The sequence below is a fragment of the Sterolibacterium denitrificans genome, from assembly GCF_900174485.1.
In the GTDB taxonomy this organism is placed as follows: domain Bacteria; phylum Pseudomonadota; class Gammaproteobacteria; order Burkholderiales; family Rhodocyclaceae; genus Sterolibacterium; species Sterolibacterium denitrificans.
This window is the reverse complement of record NZ_LT837803.1, coordinates 1,318,481-1,335,860: the sequence shown is the minus strand read 5'-3', so window position 1 is coordinate 1,335,860 and position 17,380 is coordinate 1,318,481. Positions and strand designations below refer to the sequence as shown.

The following is a 17,380-nucleotide window of genomic DNA, read 5'->3' as shown; positions in this document are numbered from 1 at the left end:
AACGTGGTCAGTAATCGCAACCACGTTTGCCGGTGGTTAAGTGAGCGAAAGGTGCGAGCGCCGATATAGGCTAGCCGTCGCGCCGGAGACGTGTGACGACTTCCGCGTACTCGCCATCGAATACTTCCAACGCGAGATTAATCAGCTTGCCCACCGCCTGCTGACCATTCATCATTGCCCGGTCGAAGCTGATTCTTGCTGAACGGCGTGTGGTGCCAATACGCGACTGCTTCTCCGAGAGAAACAGTAGACATTCATAGGCCCCGGAAAGGTACTCGCCCGGCGCCGTTAGCGCTTCATAGGGAATAACTCGATCCTGGCTATGCCATTCCACCTCAACGCATACCCACGGGCTTATTGGGTCCCCAAGGCTAGGACTCAAACCGAGCCGATCCTGGAAGGAAGCGGCGGGCCGCTGGTTAGCGGAGACCTCCGAGAAGGCGACGCATGAGAGGATGAGAAGAAAGTGAAATGGCTTCACTCGTACCTCGGGAATCGGATGCTGGACGAAATTACGCTAGACGTGATTGACGGTATCCGAGCGGCCAAACTCAAGGAGGCGACCAAATCCACGACCAATCGCTATTTGGCTCTGATTCGGGCGGTTCTCATTCGGGCACGTGACGAGTGGGAATGGGGCGACAAGGTGCCGAAGATTAGGCTCTTTAAAGAAGCTGCAAACCGCGAACGCTCATTGACCAAGGAACAGGCGAAGCGATTGCTCGACGAACTGCCGGAACATCAGCGGGAAATGGTTTTGTTCTCGTTGGCAACCGGACTGCGCCAGGGTAACGTTTTGAAGCTGTCTTGGTCACAGGTGAATCTCGATCAAGACCATGCCTGGATTCCTGGCTGGCAATCGAAGAACCGCCGCCCGATCACTGTGCCGCTCAACGAAATGGCGCTGTCAGTTTTAAGGCGACAGTTCGGGAAGCATCATGAACGGGTCTTCACCTACGAGGGTAAGCCGCTGACCGTAGCCAATACGAAGGCTTGGCGGGCCGCATTAAAGCGCGCCGGCATAGAGAACTTCCGTTGGCACGATCTGCGGCACACCTGGGCGACGTAGCAACGCCAAGCCGGAACGCCGACTCATGAGTTGCAGCACTTGGGCGGCTGGCGAACCGGGGCAATGGTGGAGAGGTATGCCCACCTAGCGCCGGATCACTTGGCGAATGCAGCGAAGCGGTTGGATGGGGTTCTGGCTGGCTACGCTGGCTACGATTCCGCTACGGAACCGCCAAAAAAAAAACGGCCCTCCTTTCGGAGAGCCGCTTAAGTATTGGTAGGCCGTGTAGGGATCGAACCTACGACCAACGGATTAAGAGTCCGCTGCTCTACCAGCTGAGCTAACGACCCAATAAATTTTCAATCTGTGCTGCCTGAACCTGAAGGGTCGTGGTAGGCCGTGCTGGATTCGAACCAGCGACCAACGGATTAAAAGTCCGCTGCTCTACCAACTGAGCTAACGACCCAATGGAGCCGCGAATTATAGAAGTCGGTGATTTTCCTGTCAAACGATTGCACGAAAAAAATCTTGCCGATGCGCATGTGTGCCTGCGCTACGCCTCTGCCAGCGGCGGGCGGAAAATCCGCACCATGCGGATCCGTCGATCCTGGGCCTGCACGATTTCCATCGGCACGCCGCCGATCCTGACGCTGAGGCCGGCCTCGGGGATGTCTTCCAGGTGTTCCAGAATCAGACCGTTGAGGGTATTCGGGCCATCCAGGGGGAAGTCCAGATTCAGCTCCCGATTCAATTCGCGCAGCGTGCAGGCGCCATCGACCAGCGCGGTTGCGGCGCCGTTTTCCTGGTTGCCTTCGTCGCCGCTCCACGCCAGCGTCTTGTTGCCGGGTACGCCGCTGGCGAATTTGCCGACGATTTCCTCGATGATGTCTTCGAGCGCCAGCAGACCCAGGATTTCGCCGTATTCATCGACGACCAGGCCGACGCGCTGGCGGTTTTTCTGGAAGAACTGAAGCTGCGCGTAGATCGTCGTACCTGCCGGAATGAAATAGGGTTCGGTCACCTGTTCGCGCAAGGCTGCCTGGTCGAGTTCGCCGGCAAGCGCCGCCGCGAGCAGGCGGCGCTGGTGCAGGATGCCCACCACGTTTCCCGGATCGTCGTCATAGACCAGCAGCCGCGTGTGGAAGCTGGTAACCAACTGCTGGTGGATTTCCTCCAGCGGCGCCTGCAGGTCGATGCCTTCGATTTCGCCGCGCGGCGTCATGATGTCATCGACCTCGATGCGTTCGAGCTCGAACAGGTTCAGCAACATGCTCTGGTGCTGCTGCGGAATGAAATGCCCGGCTTCGAGCACCATGGCGCGCAGATCCTCGGGCGAAATGCGCTGCGCCCCATGCCCGCTCCCGGCTTCCAGATGCAGCAGCTTGAGCAGCGCCCCGACAAACAGGTTGATGAAGCTGACCAGCGGCGCGCTGATGCGCTGCAGGGGCGTCAGGATGTAGCCCAGGCGCAGCGTCAGCCAATCCGGATAGGCCGCGCCAATCACCTTCGGCGTGATTTCGGAAAATACCAGCAGACAAAAAGTGATGAGCAGGATGCCGATTGCCGGCGTCCATTTTTCCGCGCCAAGCAGCGTCAGGGCGATGTGCCCGGTCAAGATGGCGGCCGCAGCATTGATCAGCGTCTTGGAAATCAGGCTCAGGCTGATCAGCCGATCGGTTCGATCAAGCAAGCGCGCGGCCAGTTGCGCACCACGATGGCCCTCTTTGGCAAGCTGCCGCAGGCGATGGCGATTCGCCACCATCATCGCCGCCTCGGCCATGGCGAAAAAACCCGAGAGCAGCAGCAGTACGGCCAGGACGATCAGCCGGGTCGATAAAGGGATGTCATCCATTGGGTGGAGTTGGAGGTGCGGAATCAGCTCAGGCGGCCGCCGCGCGATGCAGGATCACTTCAATGACGAAATGGCTGCCCACATAAGCCAGCAGCAAGACGGCAAAGCCGGCCAGCGTCCAGCGCATGGCCAGTCTGCCGCGCCAGCCGCGCAGATGACGCCCCAGCAGCAGCGCGGCAAAAATCAGCCAGGAGATGAAACCGAAGACCGTCTTGTGATCGATGGACCAGGGCTTGCCGAACAGCGCTTCGGAGAAGAACACGCCCGACAGCACCGTCAGCGTCAGAAGAAAGAAACCGATGTAGATCAGGCGGAACAACAGCGCTTCCATCGTCAGCAACGGCGGCAGGCTGGAAAGCAGAGGCAGCAGCCGGCCCTTGTGCAGGCTGCGCTCGGCCGCGGCCATCAGCAGCACATGCATGGCCGCAAGGCTGAACAGGCTGTAGGCCAGCATGGCCACGATGAAATGCGCGCGGAAGGCCAGCGTATCGGTATTGGCCTGCAAATGCGGGCTCGGCCAGACCAGCGGCAGCAGCGAGCAGACGGCCGCCAGCGGAAAACCGAGGATCTGCAGTCCTTCCATGCGGGTGTAGAAACTTTCGATCCAATAGGCGGCGATGGCCAGCCAGAGCATCATCGACAGGGAAACGGAAAAGCCGAAGCGCATCACGCCATCGGCAAAAATACCCTGATTGAGGACGACGCCATGCAGCGCCAGCGTGACCAGCAGCAGACCGCGCTCCCAGCCGTGCAGCGCGCCATGTGGCTGCGTCTGGCTGCGCACCGCCCCGCGCCAGCGCGTGCGCCAGAAGTGGCCGGCAAGGCCAAGATACAGGGCCGCCGCAAGCAGATGCAGTAGAATCATCGTCATTTTTTCAGTTTACCCTATCCGCAGCCAATTCCCGGATACTGGACTCCCGCCATGCTCGACAATTTGACGCAACGCCTTGCCAAGGTCGTCAAGACCATCCGTGGTCAGGCCCGCCTGACCGAAGACAATATCAGCGAGATGCTGCGCGAAGTGCGCATGGCGCTGCTCGAGGCCGACGTCGCCCTGCCGGTGGTCAAGGATTTCATCGCCCGCGTCAGGGAAAAAGCCGTCGGCCAGGAAGTCATCGGCTCGCTCACGCCCGGCCAGGCGCTGGTCGGCGTGGTGCATCGCGAACTGACCGAACTGATGGGCGGCGCGAACAGCGGCCTGAATCTGGCTGCCCAGCCGCCCGCCGTGATCCTGATGGCCGGTCTGCAGGGCGCCGGCAAGACCACCACCACGGCCAAGCTCGGCAAATGGCTGCGCGAGCGGCAGAAGAAAAAGATTCTCGCGGTTTCCTGCGACGTCTATCGCCCCGCCGCCATCGAGCAGTTGAAAACGGTCGCCGGCCAGGCCGGCATCGATTTTTTCCCGTCGTCGGGCAGCCAGAAACCGGCCGACATCGCCGCCGCCGCGCTCGATTACGCGAAGAAGCATTACTACGACGTGCTCTTCGTCGATACCGCCGGCCGCCTGGCGATCGACGAAGCGATGATGGCCGAGATCAAGCTGCTGCACGCCCAGCTCAAGCCGATCGAAACGCTGTTCGTCGTCGACGCCATGCTCGGCCAGGATGCCGTGAATACGGCCAAGGCGTTCAATGAAGCGCTACCGCTGAGCGGCGTCATCCTGACCAAGCTCGACGGCGATGCGCGCGGCGGCGCGGCGCTGTCGGTGCGCCAGATCACCGGCAAGCCGATCAAGTTTGCCGGCATCGGCGAGAAGCTCGCCGGCATCGAGGAGTTTCATCCCGAGCGCATGGCTTCGCGCATCCTCGGCATGGGCGACATCCTCGGTCTGGTCGAGGAAGCGCAGCGCGGCGTCGATCAGGAAAAAGCCCAGGCGCTGGCGCAGAAGCTCAAGTCGGGCAAGGGTTTCGACCTCAACGACTTCAAGGAGCAGATCGGCCAGATGCGCAAGATGGGCGGAATTTCCTCGCTGCTGGAAAAACTCCCGGCGCAATTCGCCCAGGCCGCGCAACAGGCCGGCGGCGGCGTCGAGGACAAGGCGATCCGCCGTATCGAAGGCATCATCAATTCCATGACCCCCGCCGAACGCGCCAAGCCCGAACTCATCAAGGCCAGCCGCAAGCGCCGCATCGCCGCCGGCGCCGGCGTTCAGGTGCAGGAGGTCAATCGTCTGCTGAACCAGTTCGAGCAGACGCAGAAAATGATGAAGCAATTCACCAAGGGCGGCATGCAGAAGATGATGCGCAACATGAAGGGCATGCTGCCCGGCATGCGCTGACTCGGTGAGCCAACCTGATCTACGTCAGGCTGCGTCCAGCGTCGCCATCACCGGCGCATGATCCGAAGGCCGCTCCAGACGGCGCGGTTCCTTGTCGATGACGCAGGCAGTGCACCTTGCCGCCAGGGGCGCCGACAGCAGGATGTGATCGATGCGCAGTCCCTGGTTGCGGCGAAAGCCCATCATGCGGTAATCCCACCACGAATAACTCTTTTCCGGCTGCTCGAAGAGGCGGTAGGCGTCCGTCAGCCCCAGGTCGAGCAAGCCGCGGAACGCCGCCCGCTCGGGCGCGCTGCACAGCACCTGGTCCTGCCAGGCGGCGGGATCATGCACGTCGCGGTCTTCCGGCGCGATGTTGTAATCGCCCAACAGCGCAAGCTGCGGATATTTCTCCAGTTCCGCCGCCAGCCAGTCACGCAGCGCCGCCAGCCAGCGCAGCTTGTACTGGTATTTGTCGGAATCCACGCTCTGTCCATTGGGCACATAGGCGCAGACGATGCGCACGCCGCCGATGGTGGCGCTGATCACCCGCTGCTGTTCATCGGCGAATCCCGCGATTCCGCGCTCGACCGCCTCGATCTCCCCGCGCTCGCGACGCGCCAGAATGGCGACGCCGTTGTAGGTCTTCTGCCCGACAAAAGCCGCCCGATAGCCCGCCGCCTCGATCTCGGCCAGTGGGAAAACCTTGTCCTCCAGCTTGGTTTCCTGCAGGCACAGCACATCCGCCTGCTGCAGCGCCAGCCAGTCCAGCACCTGCGGCAGGCGGACTTTCAATGAATTGACATTCCAGGTGGCGATTTTCAAGATTCATCCCATCCGTTGATATTTGAAATGCTGCCGAATCCAGTCGCTCGACCATTGCAGCAGCGCGCGGCAACTGACAATTGGCACCCGCCCTGTCGGGTCAATATACTAACGCGCATGGATGCCATTCCAGCCACCATTTCCAGCCACTGATACACTCGGAGACCCCATGCCCGCACCGCTCGACACCGCCAGCCTCGCCCAGCTATTCACCAACGCACGCACCCACAATGGTTTCGCAGCGGAAGAAGTTTCCGATGCGACGCTGCGCCAGCTTTACGACCTGCTCAAATGGGGGCCGACCGCGGCCAACAACTGCCCGGCCCGCTTCGTGTTCGTCAAATCGCAAGAAGCCAAGGCCAGGCTCAAGCCCGCGCTGGCGGCCGGCAATGTCGAAAAGACCATGGCCGCCCCGGTCACCGTGATCGTGGCGCGCGACATGACTTTCTACGAACATCTGCCCACGCTGTATCCGGCCACCGATGCGCGCTCCTGGTTCGTCGGCAACGATGCCATGATCGAAGAAACCAGCCTGCGCGACAGCACCTTGCAGGGCGCTTACCTCATTCTTGCCGCACGCGCGCTGGGACTGGACTGCGGCCCGATGGGCGGCTTCGACAAAACCACCCTGGACGCCGCCTTCTTCGCCGGCACGCCGCTGAAATCGGTGTTCCTCATCAACCTGGGCCATGGCGACCCAGGCAAGCTCTACCCGCGCGGCCCACGCCTGGATTTCGATACCGTTTGCCGGATTGCCTGAGGCGGTACGGCTTTACCGCTTTTACATTGCGCTGCCTCTGCTGATTGGCCGTTTACCTCTGCCTCCTGCGCGAGCAGCCTCTTTCGACTGCGGCGGACGCTGGCCGGATGAACCGCGCGCCCCATCGGCGCTGCGCCCGCCACGGCTCCGGTCGTTCCGTCCGCTTCCTCCACGTCCTCCACTCCGCCCATTTTCTATCGGCTCGGGACGGATGCTGGGATCCGGCTCGAAACCGGGTACCTGGCGCCGCTCGATGGGTTTCTTGATCAGGCGCTCGATGTTCCTCAGCAACTGATGTTCATCGACGCAGACCAGGGAAACCGCCTGCCCCTCCGAACCTGCACGCCCGGTGCGGCCGATGCGATGCACATAGTCTTCGGGCACGTTCGGCAACTCGTAATTCACCACATGGGGCAGCAGATCGATATCGATGCCGCGCGCCGCAATGTCGGTGGCCACCAATACGTTGAGCCTCATGCCCTTGAAGTCGGCCAGCGCCTTGGTGCGCGCGTTCTGGCTCTTGTTGCCGTGAATCGCCGCTGCGCTGATGCCGGCCTTGTCGAGCTTCTCGGCCAGCGCATTGGCGCCATGCTTGGTGCGGGTAAACACCAGCACCTGATGCCAGTCGTGATCCTGGATGAGCTTGATCAACAGATCGCGTTTTCTCGCCTTGTCGACCGGATACACCGCCTGGCTGACGAGTTCGGTGGTCGAATTGCGCGGCGCGACCTCCACTGAACGCGGCTCCTTCAAAAGCCCGGTCGCCAGGTGCCGGATCTCGTCGGAGAAAGTCGCCGAATACAGCAACGTCTGGCGCTCTTTGGGCAAACGCGCGAACAGCTTTTTCATGTCGGGCAGAAACCCCATGTCGAGCATGCGATCGGCCTCGTCGAGCACCAGGATTTCGACGCCATCGAGGTTTGCGATGCCCTGCCCCAGATGATCGAGCAAGCGGCCGGGCGTGGCGACCAGGATATCCACGCCGGCTTTCAGCGCCTTTTCCTGCGGCCCCATGGAAACGCCGCCAAAAATCACCGCCGTCTTCAGCGACAGATGCTGTCCGTAGATACGCACGCTCTCGCCCACCTGGGCCGCCAGCTCGCGGGTCGGCGTCAGCACCAATACGCGCGGCCGCCGTGCGGAACGCGCTGGGCGGCTGCTGATGAGCTGGAGTATGGGCAAGGTAAAGCCCGCGGTCTTGCCGGTGCCGGTTTGCGCTGCGGCCATCAGATCATGGCCTGCCAGCACCAGGGGAATCGCCTGAGCCTGGATGGGCGTGGGCGTGTCATAGCCCTGCGCGTCGATCGCACGCAGGATCTCGGCGCGCAGGCCGAGGTCGGTAAACTTCATGGAATACTCCGCGAGCCGGCCCTGCATGTAACACATGCCGCAGTCTGTGGGGCGGCAAAATGGGGATGAATGCAGGGAAAATCCGCTCGCATGACGCGGCGACAGACTGCAAAGCGCCAGCGCGGCGCGCAGTCTAGCAGAAGTTCGGCGACAGCCGGGCTTGAATCGATCGGTTGAATGGTCGAATCTCTCAGAGAATCGCCATCACGTTTTCGATGGGGCGACCGATGGCGGCTTTGCCGTTGTAAATGACGATTGGACGTTCGAGCAGCCCGGGATGCGCGGCGAGTACGTCCAGCCATTGCTCGTCGCTGTAGCCGTTGTCTTCGGCGAGGCCGAGTTCGCTGAACAGGCCGTCATTGACGCGGATCACCTCCAGCGGTTTCTTGTCGAGCAGACGAAGGATTTCGCGCAGCTCGTCCTTGCCGGGCGGGTTTTGCTGATAGTCCACCACGGCCACATCGACCTCGCGCTGGTTGAGCAGTTCGAGCGCGGCACGACTTTTCGAGCAGCGCGGATTGTGCAGAATCTGGTTTTTCATGGCGGCTGTCCTCGGCAGAGTTGAGCAATCAGAACGACGGTCTTGAGCTATTGCTCTTGTTCATGAAATCGATGACCGCCTGGCGGCGCCGAAAATCCTCGATCTGCAATTTTGTTCCGCTCAGTTCGAGCTTCGGGCCTCTGAATTCCGAACAGCCAAAGCCTGGATTGTCATGGGGCTGAAGGCACCATTGATAGGAGACGCCATTCGTTCCGTTGGAGGGCGCTCCATATTTTTTGATGGCCATGTCTTTCATGGCGGCAACGTTTTCCGCGGTCCAGGGCTGTTCGTAAATGATCATGCTGACCGCCATCTTGTTTTTCGGACTGTATGGAACATTGGGCTCGAAATGGACGGTGACCGACGCGCCGCCTGTCCTGACGGTAAAGTACTTTGCTTCCTTGCTGTTGGTGACCGGGTTCCGTTGCGGAAATTTATCGAACTCGATGACTCGCCTGTCGACACCCAGTTTTGTGGAAATGGCCGCAACGGCCGCCTGTGGACTCATGCCGAGTCTGACGCCGGCAATATCGAACTGCTCGGCATCTACTGCACGAGGCGGAACCGCATGGGCATTTGCGATAAAAAGTATCGAAATGGCAAGAAACCACCGAAGATTCATTGATACCCCGTCTTCCAATGTTTGAGATGACCATGCCAGCCCTCGCTGGCAGGCCGTCTGAATTGCTGAACTGTCCAGCTTGACGACGGAAAAATGCAAGGTTATTTCCCGTCATTCTTCTCGAAGGTCAATGCCGCCGGCGCCTTGATTCCGCCACGCTTGCTCCAAACCGAGGATGACTCGGCGCGACTGGCATTGACGCAATTGGGCGTGGCCGCCAACTCACCGGGGTTAGCGTTGCATTTGGCCAGCCGGGCCTCACGCTCGGCCTGATGCGCCTTGAACCACTCGACGGTCTGGACAGGCTCCTGTGGCTTTTCTTCCTTGCAGCCGGCCAGAACCAGGGCTGCAATCAACGCGAACATCATCATTGCATTTTTCTTCATGGGGAATTTTCCTTCCAATAGAAACAAGCTCAAGGGACAACCTCAAAGCCCGGCGACGGCACCGCCGTCCGCCTCGAGCGCGCTGTCGGGCACGATGCCTACAAGCCTTCGGGCAGTTCCTTTCGGGGACCGCCGCTCGAGTCGATTCGAGCAATTTTCAATCCACGCTCACAGGTATCGTTGCCAACTTTTCCTTGACAGTAGGTCAGCAGAAACACCTGGAGAGGCATCTGTTTTCCATGCACCGAAATCATGCGAGCGCCTGGCGCCGGAAGCCCCCACTCCTTTGCGAAGGCCAGGGCTTTTTCATCTGTCGAGGCAATGATGGTCCCGTGGATATCGACCTTGGGCACGCCATCCTTGTCAACGCTGCCATCCGCGCATCCACTCAGCAGCACCAGAAAAAGGACTGCCGCACTTGAAAAATTTTTCATTCTGAATTCCTGAGTTTCTATCTGCGCCGCTGCGGCAAGGCCCCCTCGCCCGTCGACCCATTGCACGATCGCTTGCGACTGCAGCATCACAGCCTGCATGGCGAAACGCAGCAGTATACCCAATACACGAAACAGCATGACCAATGGATAGATCATTTCATTTGTGCCATGACTGACTTTATCCTTGCGCGCCGAGGGTGCAGGAGTGAGCACGGCATGGTGGCATGGCGTTGTCACTGCACAAAGACGGATGCAGCACCGATCAGCCGGCCTCATCCATTGCTCGAACCCGCCGCATGCTAAGATTACTCGATTCGGGTAGCGGCGTAACGGAGCAGTGGCACGAAACGTGGGCGAAACAAGCGGGAAATGCGGCGGAGGCATTTTCGTTCTTCGGGAAATTTCGCAAAGCCCGAAAAATTAACGAAATGCAGAAGAAACCGCCAACTACCACGACGAAAGCCGCTACGTTATCAACAACCTCTGCTAATCTATGCAGCGTTTGCGGAATTCGTGGTGTTTGCGCTTCGTTCGGATGCAAAAACAGGAACAGGAAGCAGGAAAATGCTTGATCCGCTCCGTGGATAGGCTTGGCGGATACGCCGGAGCAGAAGAAGCGAAAGAACAAGGGGAGAAAACCAGATGGCCAGCGCAAGCAAGAGCGGTACCGTCAAGGAATTCAACTTTATCTGGGAAGGCCGGGACAAGACCGGCAAGCTGATACGCGGTGAACTGCGCGCCGGCGGCGAGACGCTGGTGCGCACTACGCTGCGTCGCCAGGGCGTGCTCGTCAGCAAGGTTCAGAAGCAGAAAATCGGCAAGCTCGGCAAGGTTACCGACAAGGACATCACGCTGTTCACGCGCCAGCTGGCGACCATGATGAAGGCCGGGGTGCCGCTGCTCCAGGCATTTGAAATCGTCAGCAAAGGCGCGAGCAATCCGGCCGTCGGCAAGCTGCTGGGCAGCATCAAGGCCGACGTGGAAACCGGCTCCAGCCTGAATGCGGCATTCCGCAAGCATCCACTCTACTTCGACAGCCTGTTCTGCAACCTGGTGGGCGCTGGAGAACAGGCCGGTATTCTCGATTCCCTGCTCGACCGCCTGGCCACTTACAAGGAAAAGATCCTGGCCATCAAGTCCAAGATCAAGTCGGCGCTGTTCTATCCCATCGCCATCATCATCGTCGCTTTCGTGATTGTCGCGGTGATCATGATTTTCGTGATTCCGGCATTCAAGGAGGTGTTCAGCAACTTCGGCGCCGACCTGCCGGCGCCGACCATGATACTGATCAGCATCTCCGATTTTTTCGTCGAGTACTGGTATCTCATCTTCGGCAGCATCATTGGCGCGCTGTATGCCTTTTTCGCCGCCTGGCAACGCTCCAAGACGGTACAGATTGCCATGGACAGGCTCATGCTGCGCCTGCCCGTCTTCGGCGACCTGGTGCGCAAGGCAACCGTCGCCCGCTGGACGCGCACGCTGTCGACCATGTTCGCCGCCGGCGTGCCGCTGGTCGAAGCGCTCGACTCGGTGGGCGGCGCTTCCGGCAACCATGTCTACGTGGTTGCCACGCAAGAGATCAAGCATGAGGTGAGCACGGGGCAGAGCCTCACGGTAGCGATGCAGAACACCGAGCTGTTCTCCAGCATGGTGATACAGATGGTGGCGATCGGCGAGGAATCCGGCCAGCTCGACTCGATGCTCAGCAAGGTTGCCGATTTCTTCGAGGCCGAGGTGGATGATGCCGTTGACGCCCTCTCCAGCCTGATGGAGCCGATCATCATGGTCGTGCTCGGCGGCCTCATCGGCGGCATGGTGGTGGCCATGTACCTGCCGATCTTCAAGCTGGGCGGCGTCGTCGGCTGACGATGCGAACACGCGCGCGGAACGATACATGTCACCACAATTGACGACGCTGCTCACCCAGCCGGCTTGCCTGGCCGCACTCTGCCTGCTCCTCGGCCTGATGGTCGGCAGCTTTCTGAACGTCGTCATTCATCGCCTGCCGCTGATGATGCAGCGCGAATGGGAAGCACAGTGCGCCGAACTGCGCGAAGAAACGCTGGCGCCGCAGGAAACCTTCAACCTCGCCGTGCCGCGCTCGCGCTGCCCGAAATGCGGCCACGCGATCAGCGCGCTGGAAAACATTCCGATCATCAGCTGGCTCGTGCTGCGCGGCCGCTGCCGCGGCTGCCAGGCGCCCATTTCGCCACGCTACCCGCTGATCGAGGCACTCTGCGGGCTGCTCTCGGCCTATGCCGCCTGGCGCTTCGGTTACACGCCCATGCTGGCGGGCGCGCTGCTGTTCCTCTGGGCGATGATCGCGCTGACTTTCATCGACTTCGATACCCAACTGCTGCCCGACGACATCACCTTGCCGCTGCTTTGGCTGGGCCTGCTGTTCAACCTTGGCGGATATTTCACCGATACAGGCAGCGCGGTGATCGGCGCCATGGCCGGCTATCTGGCGCTGTGGTGCGTGTATTGGGGCTTCAAGCTGGCCACCGGCAAGGAAGGCATGGGCTATGGCGACTTCAAGCTGCTCGCCGCCATCGGCGCCTGGTTCGGCTGGCAACTGCTGCCGCTGGTGGTACTGCTGTCGTCGGTGGTCGGCGCCGTCGTCGGCATCAGCCTGATCGTCTTCGCCCGCCACGGCCGCAATGCGCCCATACCCTTCGGCCCCTACCTCGCAACGGCAGGCGTCATTGCCCTGTTCTGGGGCAAGTCGCTGAATCAGCTGATTCTGCCCGGCGCCTGAATTTCTCCCCGGATTCGGGAAACCCTTGCATTCCCGGCAAGCGCCTCCATCTGGGCCGAACGGGCGGCTCGCCCAGTAAATGCGCATAAGCTATCGGTTATAATCCCCTTCTTTTCCGGAGTTTCCCATGCCTATCTACGCCTACCGTTGCAGCGCCTGCGGCCACGCGGAAGACGTGCTGCAGAAAATGAGCGATCCCGTGCTGACTACCTGCACGGCCTGCAACGCTGCAACCTTCGTCAAACAAGTCACCGCCCCCGGCTTCCAGTTGAAGGGAACGGGCTGGTATGCCACCGATTTCAAGGGCAACGCCGACTCCGCTCCCGCGCCAGCCCCGGCAGACGCAGCGCCGGCCGCCGCGCCCGCCTGCGGCGGCGGCTGCGGCTGTCATTGAGAGTCTGCTCACGGTACGACAGTAGTAACGCAAAGAGCAGAAAGCCTCTTTCCCACTCCCTGGCCCACAAGGGGCGCGCACTTGCTGAAAAAATACTTCATCACCGGGCTGCTGATCTGGATCCCGCTGGCCATCACCTTCTGGGTGCTGTCGATGATCGTCCGCCTGATGGACCAGTCGCTGCTGCTGCTGCCGCATGCCATCCAGCCGGAAACCCTGCTGGGCATGTACATACCGGGCATCGGCATGGTGCTGACCCTGCTGATCGTTTTCATCACCGGCCTGGTCACCGCCAACATCATCGGCCAGCGCCTGGTACGCTTCTGGGAGGGCGTACTGGCGCGCATCCCGGTGGTGAAATCCCTTTACTACAGCGCCAAGCAGATCAGCGAGACGCTGTTTTCTGGCAATGGCGAAGCCTTCCGCAAGGTGCTGCTGGTGCGCTATCCGCATCCGCATGCCTGGTCGGTGGCCTTCCTCACCAGCGCGCCGACGGCGGAAATCGGCGCCGCGCAAGATGAGGAACATGTCGGCGTGTTCATCCCGACCGCGCCCAGCCCGGTGAATGGCTTCTTTTTCTTCGTCAAGAAGAGCGACACCATCGAACTCGAAATGAGCGTCGATGAAGCGCTCAAATACATCGTCTCGATGGGCGTGGTTGCTCCCTCTCCGCCACCCGGTCAGCATTTCCCGCCCACGCCACCGGCCTACGACGAACCTTCGGGACATGCCCTGAACGGTTAACCCATTTCCTGTAACTGCCGGTATCACTGATTCATATTGCCTCCACGGACACTTATCATGCGTACCCACTATTGCGGCCAGGTGAATGCCGGCCACATCGACCAGATCGTCACCCTCTGCGGCTGGAACCATCGCCGGCGCGACCATGGCGGCGTCATCTTCATCGACCTGCGCGACCGCGAAGGTCTGGCCCAGGTGGTGTGCGACCCGGATCGCCCCGAGATGTTCAAGCTGGCCGAGGAAGTGCGCAACGAATACGTGCTGAAGATCACCGGCAAGGTGCGCCGCCGCCCGGCCGGCACCGAGAATGCGAACCTCTCCTCGGGTGAGATCGAAATCCTTTGCCATGAGATCGAGATCCTCAACGCCGCCGCCACGCCGCCCTTCCAGCTCGACGAGGACAACCTCTCCGAAAACGTGCGCCTGACCCATCGCGTCATCGACCTGCGCCGCCCGCAGATGCAGAAGAACCTGATGCTGCGCTACAAGACCGCGATGGCCTGCCGCCGCTTCCTCGACGACCACGGCTTCATCGACATCGAGACGCCGATGCTGACCAAATCCACGCCCGAGGGCGCGCGCGACTACCTGGTACCCTCGCGCGTGCATCCCGGCCAGTTCTTCGCCCTGCCGCAGTCGCCGCAGCTCTTCAAGCAGTTGCTGATGGTGGCCGGCTACGACCGCTATTACCAGATCGTCAAATGCTTCCGCGACGAGGATCTGCGCGCCGACCGCCAGCCCGAATTCACCCAGATCGATATCGAAACCTCCTTCATGGACGAAACGCAGATCACCGCGATGATGGAAGAGATGATCTGTACCGTGTTCCGTGAGGCACTCGCGGTTGAACTGCCGCAACCCTTCCCGCGCCTCAGCCATACCGAAGCCATGCGCCGCTACGGCTCCGACAAGCCCGACCTGCGCGTCACGCTGGAACTCACCGAGCTCACCGACGTGGTGAAGGACGTCGGCTTCAAGGTCTTCAGCGGCCCGGCCAACGATGCCGGCGGCCGTGTGGCCGGTCTGCGCATTCCCGGTGGCGCCCAGCTCACCCGCGGCGAGATCGACGCCTGCACCGAATTCGTCAAGATCTACGGCGCCAAGGGCCTGGCCTACATCAAGGTCAATGACGCCAGCCAGCCCAACGAAACCGGCCTGCAGTCGCCCATCGTCAAGAATCTGCACGAAACGGCGCTGAAGGCCATCCTCGAACGCACCGGCGCACAGAGTGGCGACCTGATCTTCTTCGGCGCCGACAAGGCCAAGGTGGTGAACGACGCCCTCGGCGCGCTGCGTTCCAAGATCGGCCACGAGAAGAACTACCTCACGGGCGAAGCCTGGCGGCCGCTGTGGGTAGTCGACTTCCCGATGTTCGAATACGACGAGGAAAGCAAGCGCTGGACGGCCTGCCACCACCCCTTCACCTCGCCCAAGGACGGCCACGAGGACCTGCTCGAAAGCGATCCGGGCGCCTGCCTGGCCAAGGCCTACGACCTCGCGCTCAACGGCTGGGAAATCGGCGGCGGCTCGGTTCGTATCCACCGCGAAGCCGTGCAGAGCAAGGTTTTCCGCGCCCTGGGCATCGGCGCCGAGGAAGCCCAGACCAAGTTCGGCTTCCTGCTCGACGCCCTCAAGTACGGCGCGCCGCCGCACGGCGGCCTGGCCTTCGGGCTGGATCGCATCGTCACCATGATGGCCGGCGCCGAATCCATCCGCGACGTCATCGCCTTCCCGAAGACCCAGCGCGCCCAGTGCCTGCTCACCGATGCGCCGTCGGACGTCGATGAAAAGCAGTTGCGCGAACTGCACATCCGCCTGCGCCAGAAGGTCGATACGCAGATCGAGGTGAAAGGTGAATAAGGGCTGATCCCTGCCGCCATGCGCTCCATCTGCCGTCTGCTGCTTGCCTGCTGGCTGCTCTGCCTGGCGCCGGGATGTACGCAGGCAGGGCAACAAGCGGATGCGGGGCTTCCCTGGATCACGCAGCAGCAACTCCCCGCCGAAGCCCACCAGACACTGCAACGGATCGCCGACGGCGGCCCTTTCCCCTACGAGCGCGACGGCATCGTCTTCGGCAATTTCGAGCGCCGCCTGCCGCAGCACAAACGCGGCTATTACCGCGAATACACCGTTCCCACCCCCGGCCTGCGGCACCGCGGCGCCCGCCGCATCGTCGCGGGAGAAGCCGGTGAACGCTATTACACGGCCGACCACTACCGCAGCTTCCGCAGGATACGCCCATGAGCCACACGCCATCAGAGCGGCAGCAGCACTTCCAGACGCTGTTCGGCAACGTCGCGCGGGCCGGTGTCTATCATCTGCCGCCGGGTGATCGCGAGGAGCTGATCGCCGCCGCCGAAGCCAATGCCCATGTGGTTTTTCGCGTCGATCTCACGCCCGCGCGCGACAAGGACAGCCTGCTCAAGGCCATCGGCCGGGACATGGCCTTTCCCGAGTGGTTCGGCTACAACTGGGACGCGCTGGCCGACAGCCTGGGCGACCTGGGCTGGCGCCCGGCCGAAGGCTGGCTGGTGATCCTGGAAAACGCGGATCGGGTGAACAGCCGCGCTCACGAGGATTTCATCACGGCCCTGCAGATATTCTCCGCCGCCACCGACGAATGGCGCGAGCGCGGCAGCCCGCTCTGGTGCCTGGTCGACATGCACGCCGACGGCATCGCCTGGCTGCCCACGCTTTAATACCCTCACGGCTCATCCGCCATGCCCGGCACCAAGAAACCCGTTTCGGTTCTCGTCCTGATCCACACGCCGGCACTGGAAATCCTGCTGCTGGAACGCGCCAGCCATCCGGGCTTCTGGCAATCCGTCACCGGCAGCCTGGAGGAAGGCGAAACCCTGCTGGCTGCCGCCTGCCGCGAAGTGCGCGAGGAAACCGGCATCGCCACGGCGCCGGAGGCATTGCGCGACTGGCGGCTGTCGAACTGCTTTGAAATCTTCGCCGAATGGCGCCACCGCTATCCCGAGGGCGTGACGCACAATCTGGAACATGTCTTCAGCCTCTGCGTGGCGGCGGATACGCCCGTCACCATTGCGGCACGCGAGCACCTGAACTACTGCTGGCTGCCCTGCCGCGAAGCCGCCGCGCGCGTTTTCTCCTGGAGCAATCGCGACGCCATCCTGATGCTGCCGCAGCTTCAGTCCGAAGCGGACTGAGCCGCCAGCAGTTCGCGCAGACAGGTTGGGCAATAGCACGACGCACACCCCGAATCCGCCGAACGCTCCGCCGCAGCCGCAGCCTCGATCACGCCCTGCAGCACCGGCAAATCGGCACACCAGCAGCGCACAGTGCCATCGTTCACGCCACAGACAAAAGCTGCGCCACAGCGCGGGCAGCGCTGACTGCAACCTGCATCGAATGTACGGGATTCCGTCTCAGACGGTGATGTGCTGCCGTGGGGCAGGATGCTGGGCACACTCATCCGGCGACG

General features: G+C 61.6%; 21 protein-coding genes and 2 tRNA genes. 11 read left to right on the top strand and 12 right to left on the bottom strand.

Features of this window, described 5'->3' with window-relative positions; all coding sequences use genetic code 11:
• Positions 1-70 precede the first annotated feature (70 nt).
• Positions 71-481: a hypothetical protein gene (locus tag SDENCHOL_RS14435; protein ID WP_231912922.1), complete on the bottom strand. Its 411-nt coding sequence runs from the start codon at positions 479-481 to the stop codon at positions 71-73.
• Between the two features lie 18 nt (positions 482-499).
• Here SDENCHOL_RS14435 and SDENCHOL_RS06125 point away from each other — a divergent pair, with 18 nt between their 5' ends.
• Entirely contained in the window at positions 500-1,069 is a 570-nt protein-coding gene (locus tag SDENCHOL_RS06125; protein ID WP_231912921.1) for a site-specific integrase, read from the top strand.
• Between the two features lie 214 nt (positions 1,070-1,283).
• Here SDENCHOL_RS06125 and SDENCHOL_RS06120 read toward each other — a convergent pair.
• The 4 genes from SDENCHOL_RS06120 to SDENCHOL_RS06105 form a co-directional block, all read right to left on the bottom strand.
• Positions 1,284-1,359 (bottom strand) — tRNA-Lys (locus SDENCHOL_RS06120).
• Positions 1,360-1,399: 40 nt separating this feature from the next.
• Positions 1,400-1,475: transfer RNA gene (locus tag SDENCHOL_RS06115), tRNA-Lys, on the bottom strand.
• Between the two features lie 87 nt (positions 1,476-1,562).
• A complete protein-coding gene (locus tag SDENCHOL_RS06110; RefSeq protein WP_154716433.1) occupies positions 1,563-2,861 on the bottom strand; it encodes an HlyC/CorC family transporter in 1,299 nt (432 codons plus the stop codon).
• Positions 2,862-2,889: 28 nt separating this feature from the next.
• Positions 2,890-3,732 carry a cytochrome C assembly family protein gene (locus tag SDENCHOL_RS06105; protein WP_154716432.1) on the bottom strand — a complete coding sequence of 281 codons (843 nt, stop codon included), beginning with the start codon at positions 3,730-3,732 and terminating at the stop codon, positions 2,890-2,892.
• 51 nt (positions 3,733-3,783) lie between these two features.
• Here SDENCHOL_RS06105 and ffh point away from each other — a divergent pair, with 51 nt between their 5' ends.
• Complete coding sequence (gene ffh, locus SDENCHOL_RS06100) at positions 3,784-5,139, top strand: signal recognition particle protein (RefSeq protein WP_154716431.1); 1,356 nt, start codon at positions 3,784-3,786, stop codon at positions 5,137-5,139.
• Between the two features lie 24 nt (positions 5,140-5,163).
• Here the strand turns inward: ffh and xth are convergent, their stop codons facing one another.
• Positions 5,164-5,943 carry an exodeoxyribonuclease III gene (gene xth, locus SDENCHOL_RS06095; protein ID WP_154716430.1) on the bottom strand — a complete coding sequence of 260 codons (780 nt, stop codon included), beginning with the start codon at positions 5,941-5,943 and terminating at the stop codon, positions 5,164-5,166.
• Between the two features lie 169 nt (positions 5,944-6,112).
• Here xth and SDENCHOL_RS06090 point away from each other — a divergent pair, with 169 nt between their 5' ends.
• Entirely contained in the window at positions 6,113-6,703 is a 591-nt protein-coding gene (locus SDENCHOL_RS06090) for a malonic semialdehyde reductase (protein WP_154716429.1), read from the top strand.
• Between the two features lie 21 nt (positions 6,704-6,724).
• Here the strand turns inward: SDENCHOL_RS06090 and SDENCHOL_RS06085 are convergent, their stop codons facing one another.
• From SDENCHOL_RS06085 to SDENCHOL_RS06065, 5 genes are all read right to left on the bottom strand, one after another.
• Complete coding sequence (locus SDENCHOL_RS06085; protein ID WP_154716428.1) at positions 6,725-8,053, bottom strand: DEAD/DEAH box helicase; 1,329 nt, start codon at positions 8,051-8,053, stop codon at positions 6,725-6,727.
• A gap of 190 nt (positions 8,054-8,243) precedes the next feature.
• Positions 8,244-8,594 carry an arsenate reductase (glutaredoxin) gene (gene arsC / locus SDENCHOL_RS06080; RefSeq protein ID WP_154716427.1) on the bottom strand — a complete coding sequence of 117 codons (351 nt, stop codon included), beginning with the start codon at positions 8,592-8,594 and terminating at the stop codon, positions 8,244-8,246.
• Positions 8,595-8,622: 28 nt separating this feature from the next.
• Positions 8,623-9,315 carry a hypothetical protein gene (locus SDENCHOL_RS06075; RefSeq protein ID WP_154716426.1) on the bottom strand — a complete coding sequence of 231 codons (693 nt, stop codon included), beginning with the start codon at positions 9,313-9,315 and terminating at the stop codon, positions 8,623-8,625.
• A gap of 2 nt (positions 9,316-9,317) precedes the next feature.
• On the bottom strand, positions 9,318-9,635 hold the full coding sequence (locus SDENCHOL_RS06070) for an EexN family lipoprotein (RefSeq protein WP_231912920.1): 318 nt from the start codon (positions 9,633-9,635) through the stop codon (positions 9,318-9,320).
• Between the two features lie 65 nt (positions 9,636-9,700).
• Entirely contained in the window at positions 9,701-10,249 is a 549-nt protein-coding gene (locus tag SDENCHOL_RS06065) for a hypothetical protein (RefSeq protein ID WP_231912919.1), read from the bottom strand.
• Positions 10,250-10,678: 429 nt separating this feature from the next.
• Here SDENCHOL_RS06065 and SDENCHOL_RS06055 point away from each other — a divergent pair, with 429 nt between their 5' ends.
• From SDENCHOL_RS06055 to nudB, 8 genes are all read left to right on the top strand, one after another.
• On the top strand, positions 10,679-11,902 hold the full coding sequence (locus SDENCHOL_RS06055) for a type II secretion system F family protein (protein WP_154716422.1): 1,224 nt from the start codon (positions 10,679-10,681) through the stop codon (positions 11,900-11,902).
• Between the two features lie 28 nt (positions 11,903-11,930).
• The gene (locus tag SDENCHOL_RS06050) at positions 11,931-12,794 is read left to right on the top strand and encodes a prepilin peptidase (RefSeq protein WP_154716421.1); all 864 of its coding nucleotides are present in this window, start codon (positions 11,931-11,933) and stop codon (positions 12,792-12,794) included.
• A gap of 127 nt (positions 12,795-12,921) precedes the next feature.
• Positions 12,922-13,188, top strand: coding sequence for an FmdB family zinc ribbon protein (locus SDENCHOL_RS06045; protein WP_154716420.1), 267 nt, complete (start codon positions 12,922-12,924; stop codon positions 13,186-13,188).
• Positions 13,189-13,272: 84 nt separating this feature from the next.
• Positions 13,273-13,932, top strand: a complete 660-nt coding sequence (locus SDENCHOL_RS06040; RefSeq protein WP_154717377.1) for a DUF502 domain-containing protein — start codon at positions 13,273-13,275, stop codon at positions 13,930-13,932.
• A gap of 57 nt (positions 13,933-13,989) precedes the next feature.
• Entirely contained in the window at positions 13,990-15,792 is a 1,803-nt protein-coding gene (gene aspS / locus SDENCHOL_RS06035) for an aspartate--tRNA ligase (RefSeq protein WP_154716419.1), read from the top strand.
• An 18-nt stretch (positions 15,793-15,810) separates the two neighbouring features.
• Positions 15,811-16,176 (top strand): ribonuclease domain-containing protein, encoded by a 366-nt coding sequence (locus tag SDENCHOL_RS06030; RefSeq protein WP_154716418.1) that lies wholly within the window; start codon positions 15,811-15,813, stop codon positions 16,174-16,176.
• A complete protein-coding gene (locus tag SDENCHOL_RS06025; RefSeq protein WP_154716417.1) occupies positions 16,173-16,631 on the top strand; it encodes a barstar family protein in 459 nt (152 codons plus the stop codon). Before SDENCHOL_RS06030 ends, SDENCHOL_RS06025 begins: the two co-directional genes overlap by 4 nt.
• Positions 16,632-16,652: 21 nt before the next feature.
• Complete coding sequence (gene nudB, locus SDENCHOL_RS06020) at positions 16,653-17,105, top strand: dihydroneopterin triphosphate diphosphatase (RefSeq protein ID WP_154716416.1); 453 nt, start codon at positions 16,653-16,655, stop codon at positions 17,103-17,105.
• Here the strand turns inward: nudB and SDENCHOL_RS14715 are convergent.
• Complete coding sequence (locus SDENCHOL_RS14715; RefSeq protein ID WP_154716415.1) at positions 17,087-17,371, bottom strand: cysteine-rich CWC family protein; 285 nt, start codon at positions 17,369-17,371, stop codon at positions 17,087-17,089. The two genes, nudB and SDENCHOL_RS14715, sit on opposite strands and share 19 nt — an antisense overlap.
• Between the last annotated feature and the right edge of the window lie 9 nt (positions 17,372-17,380).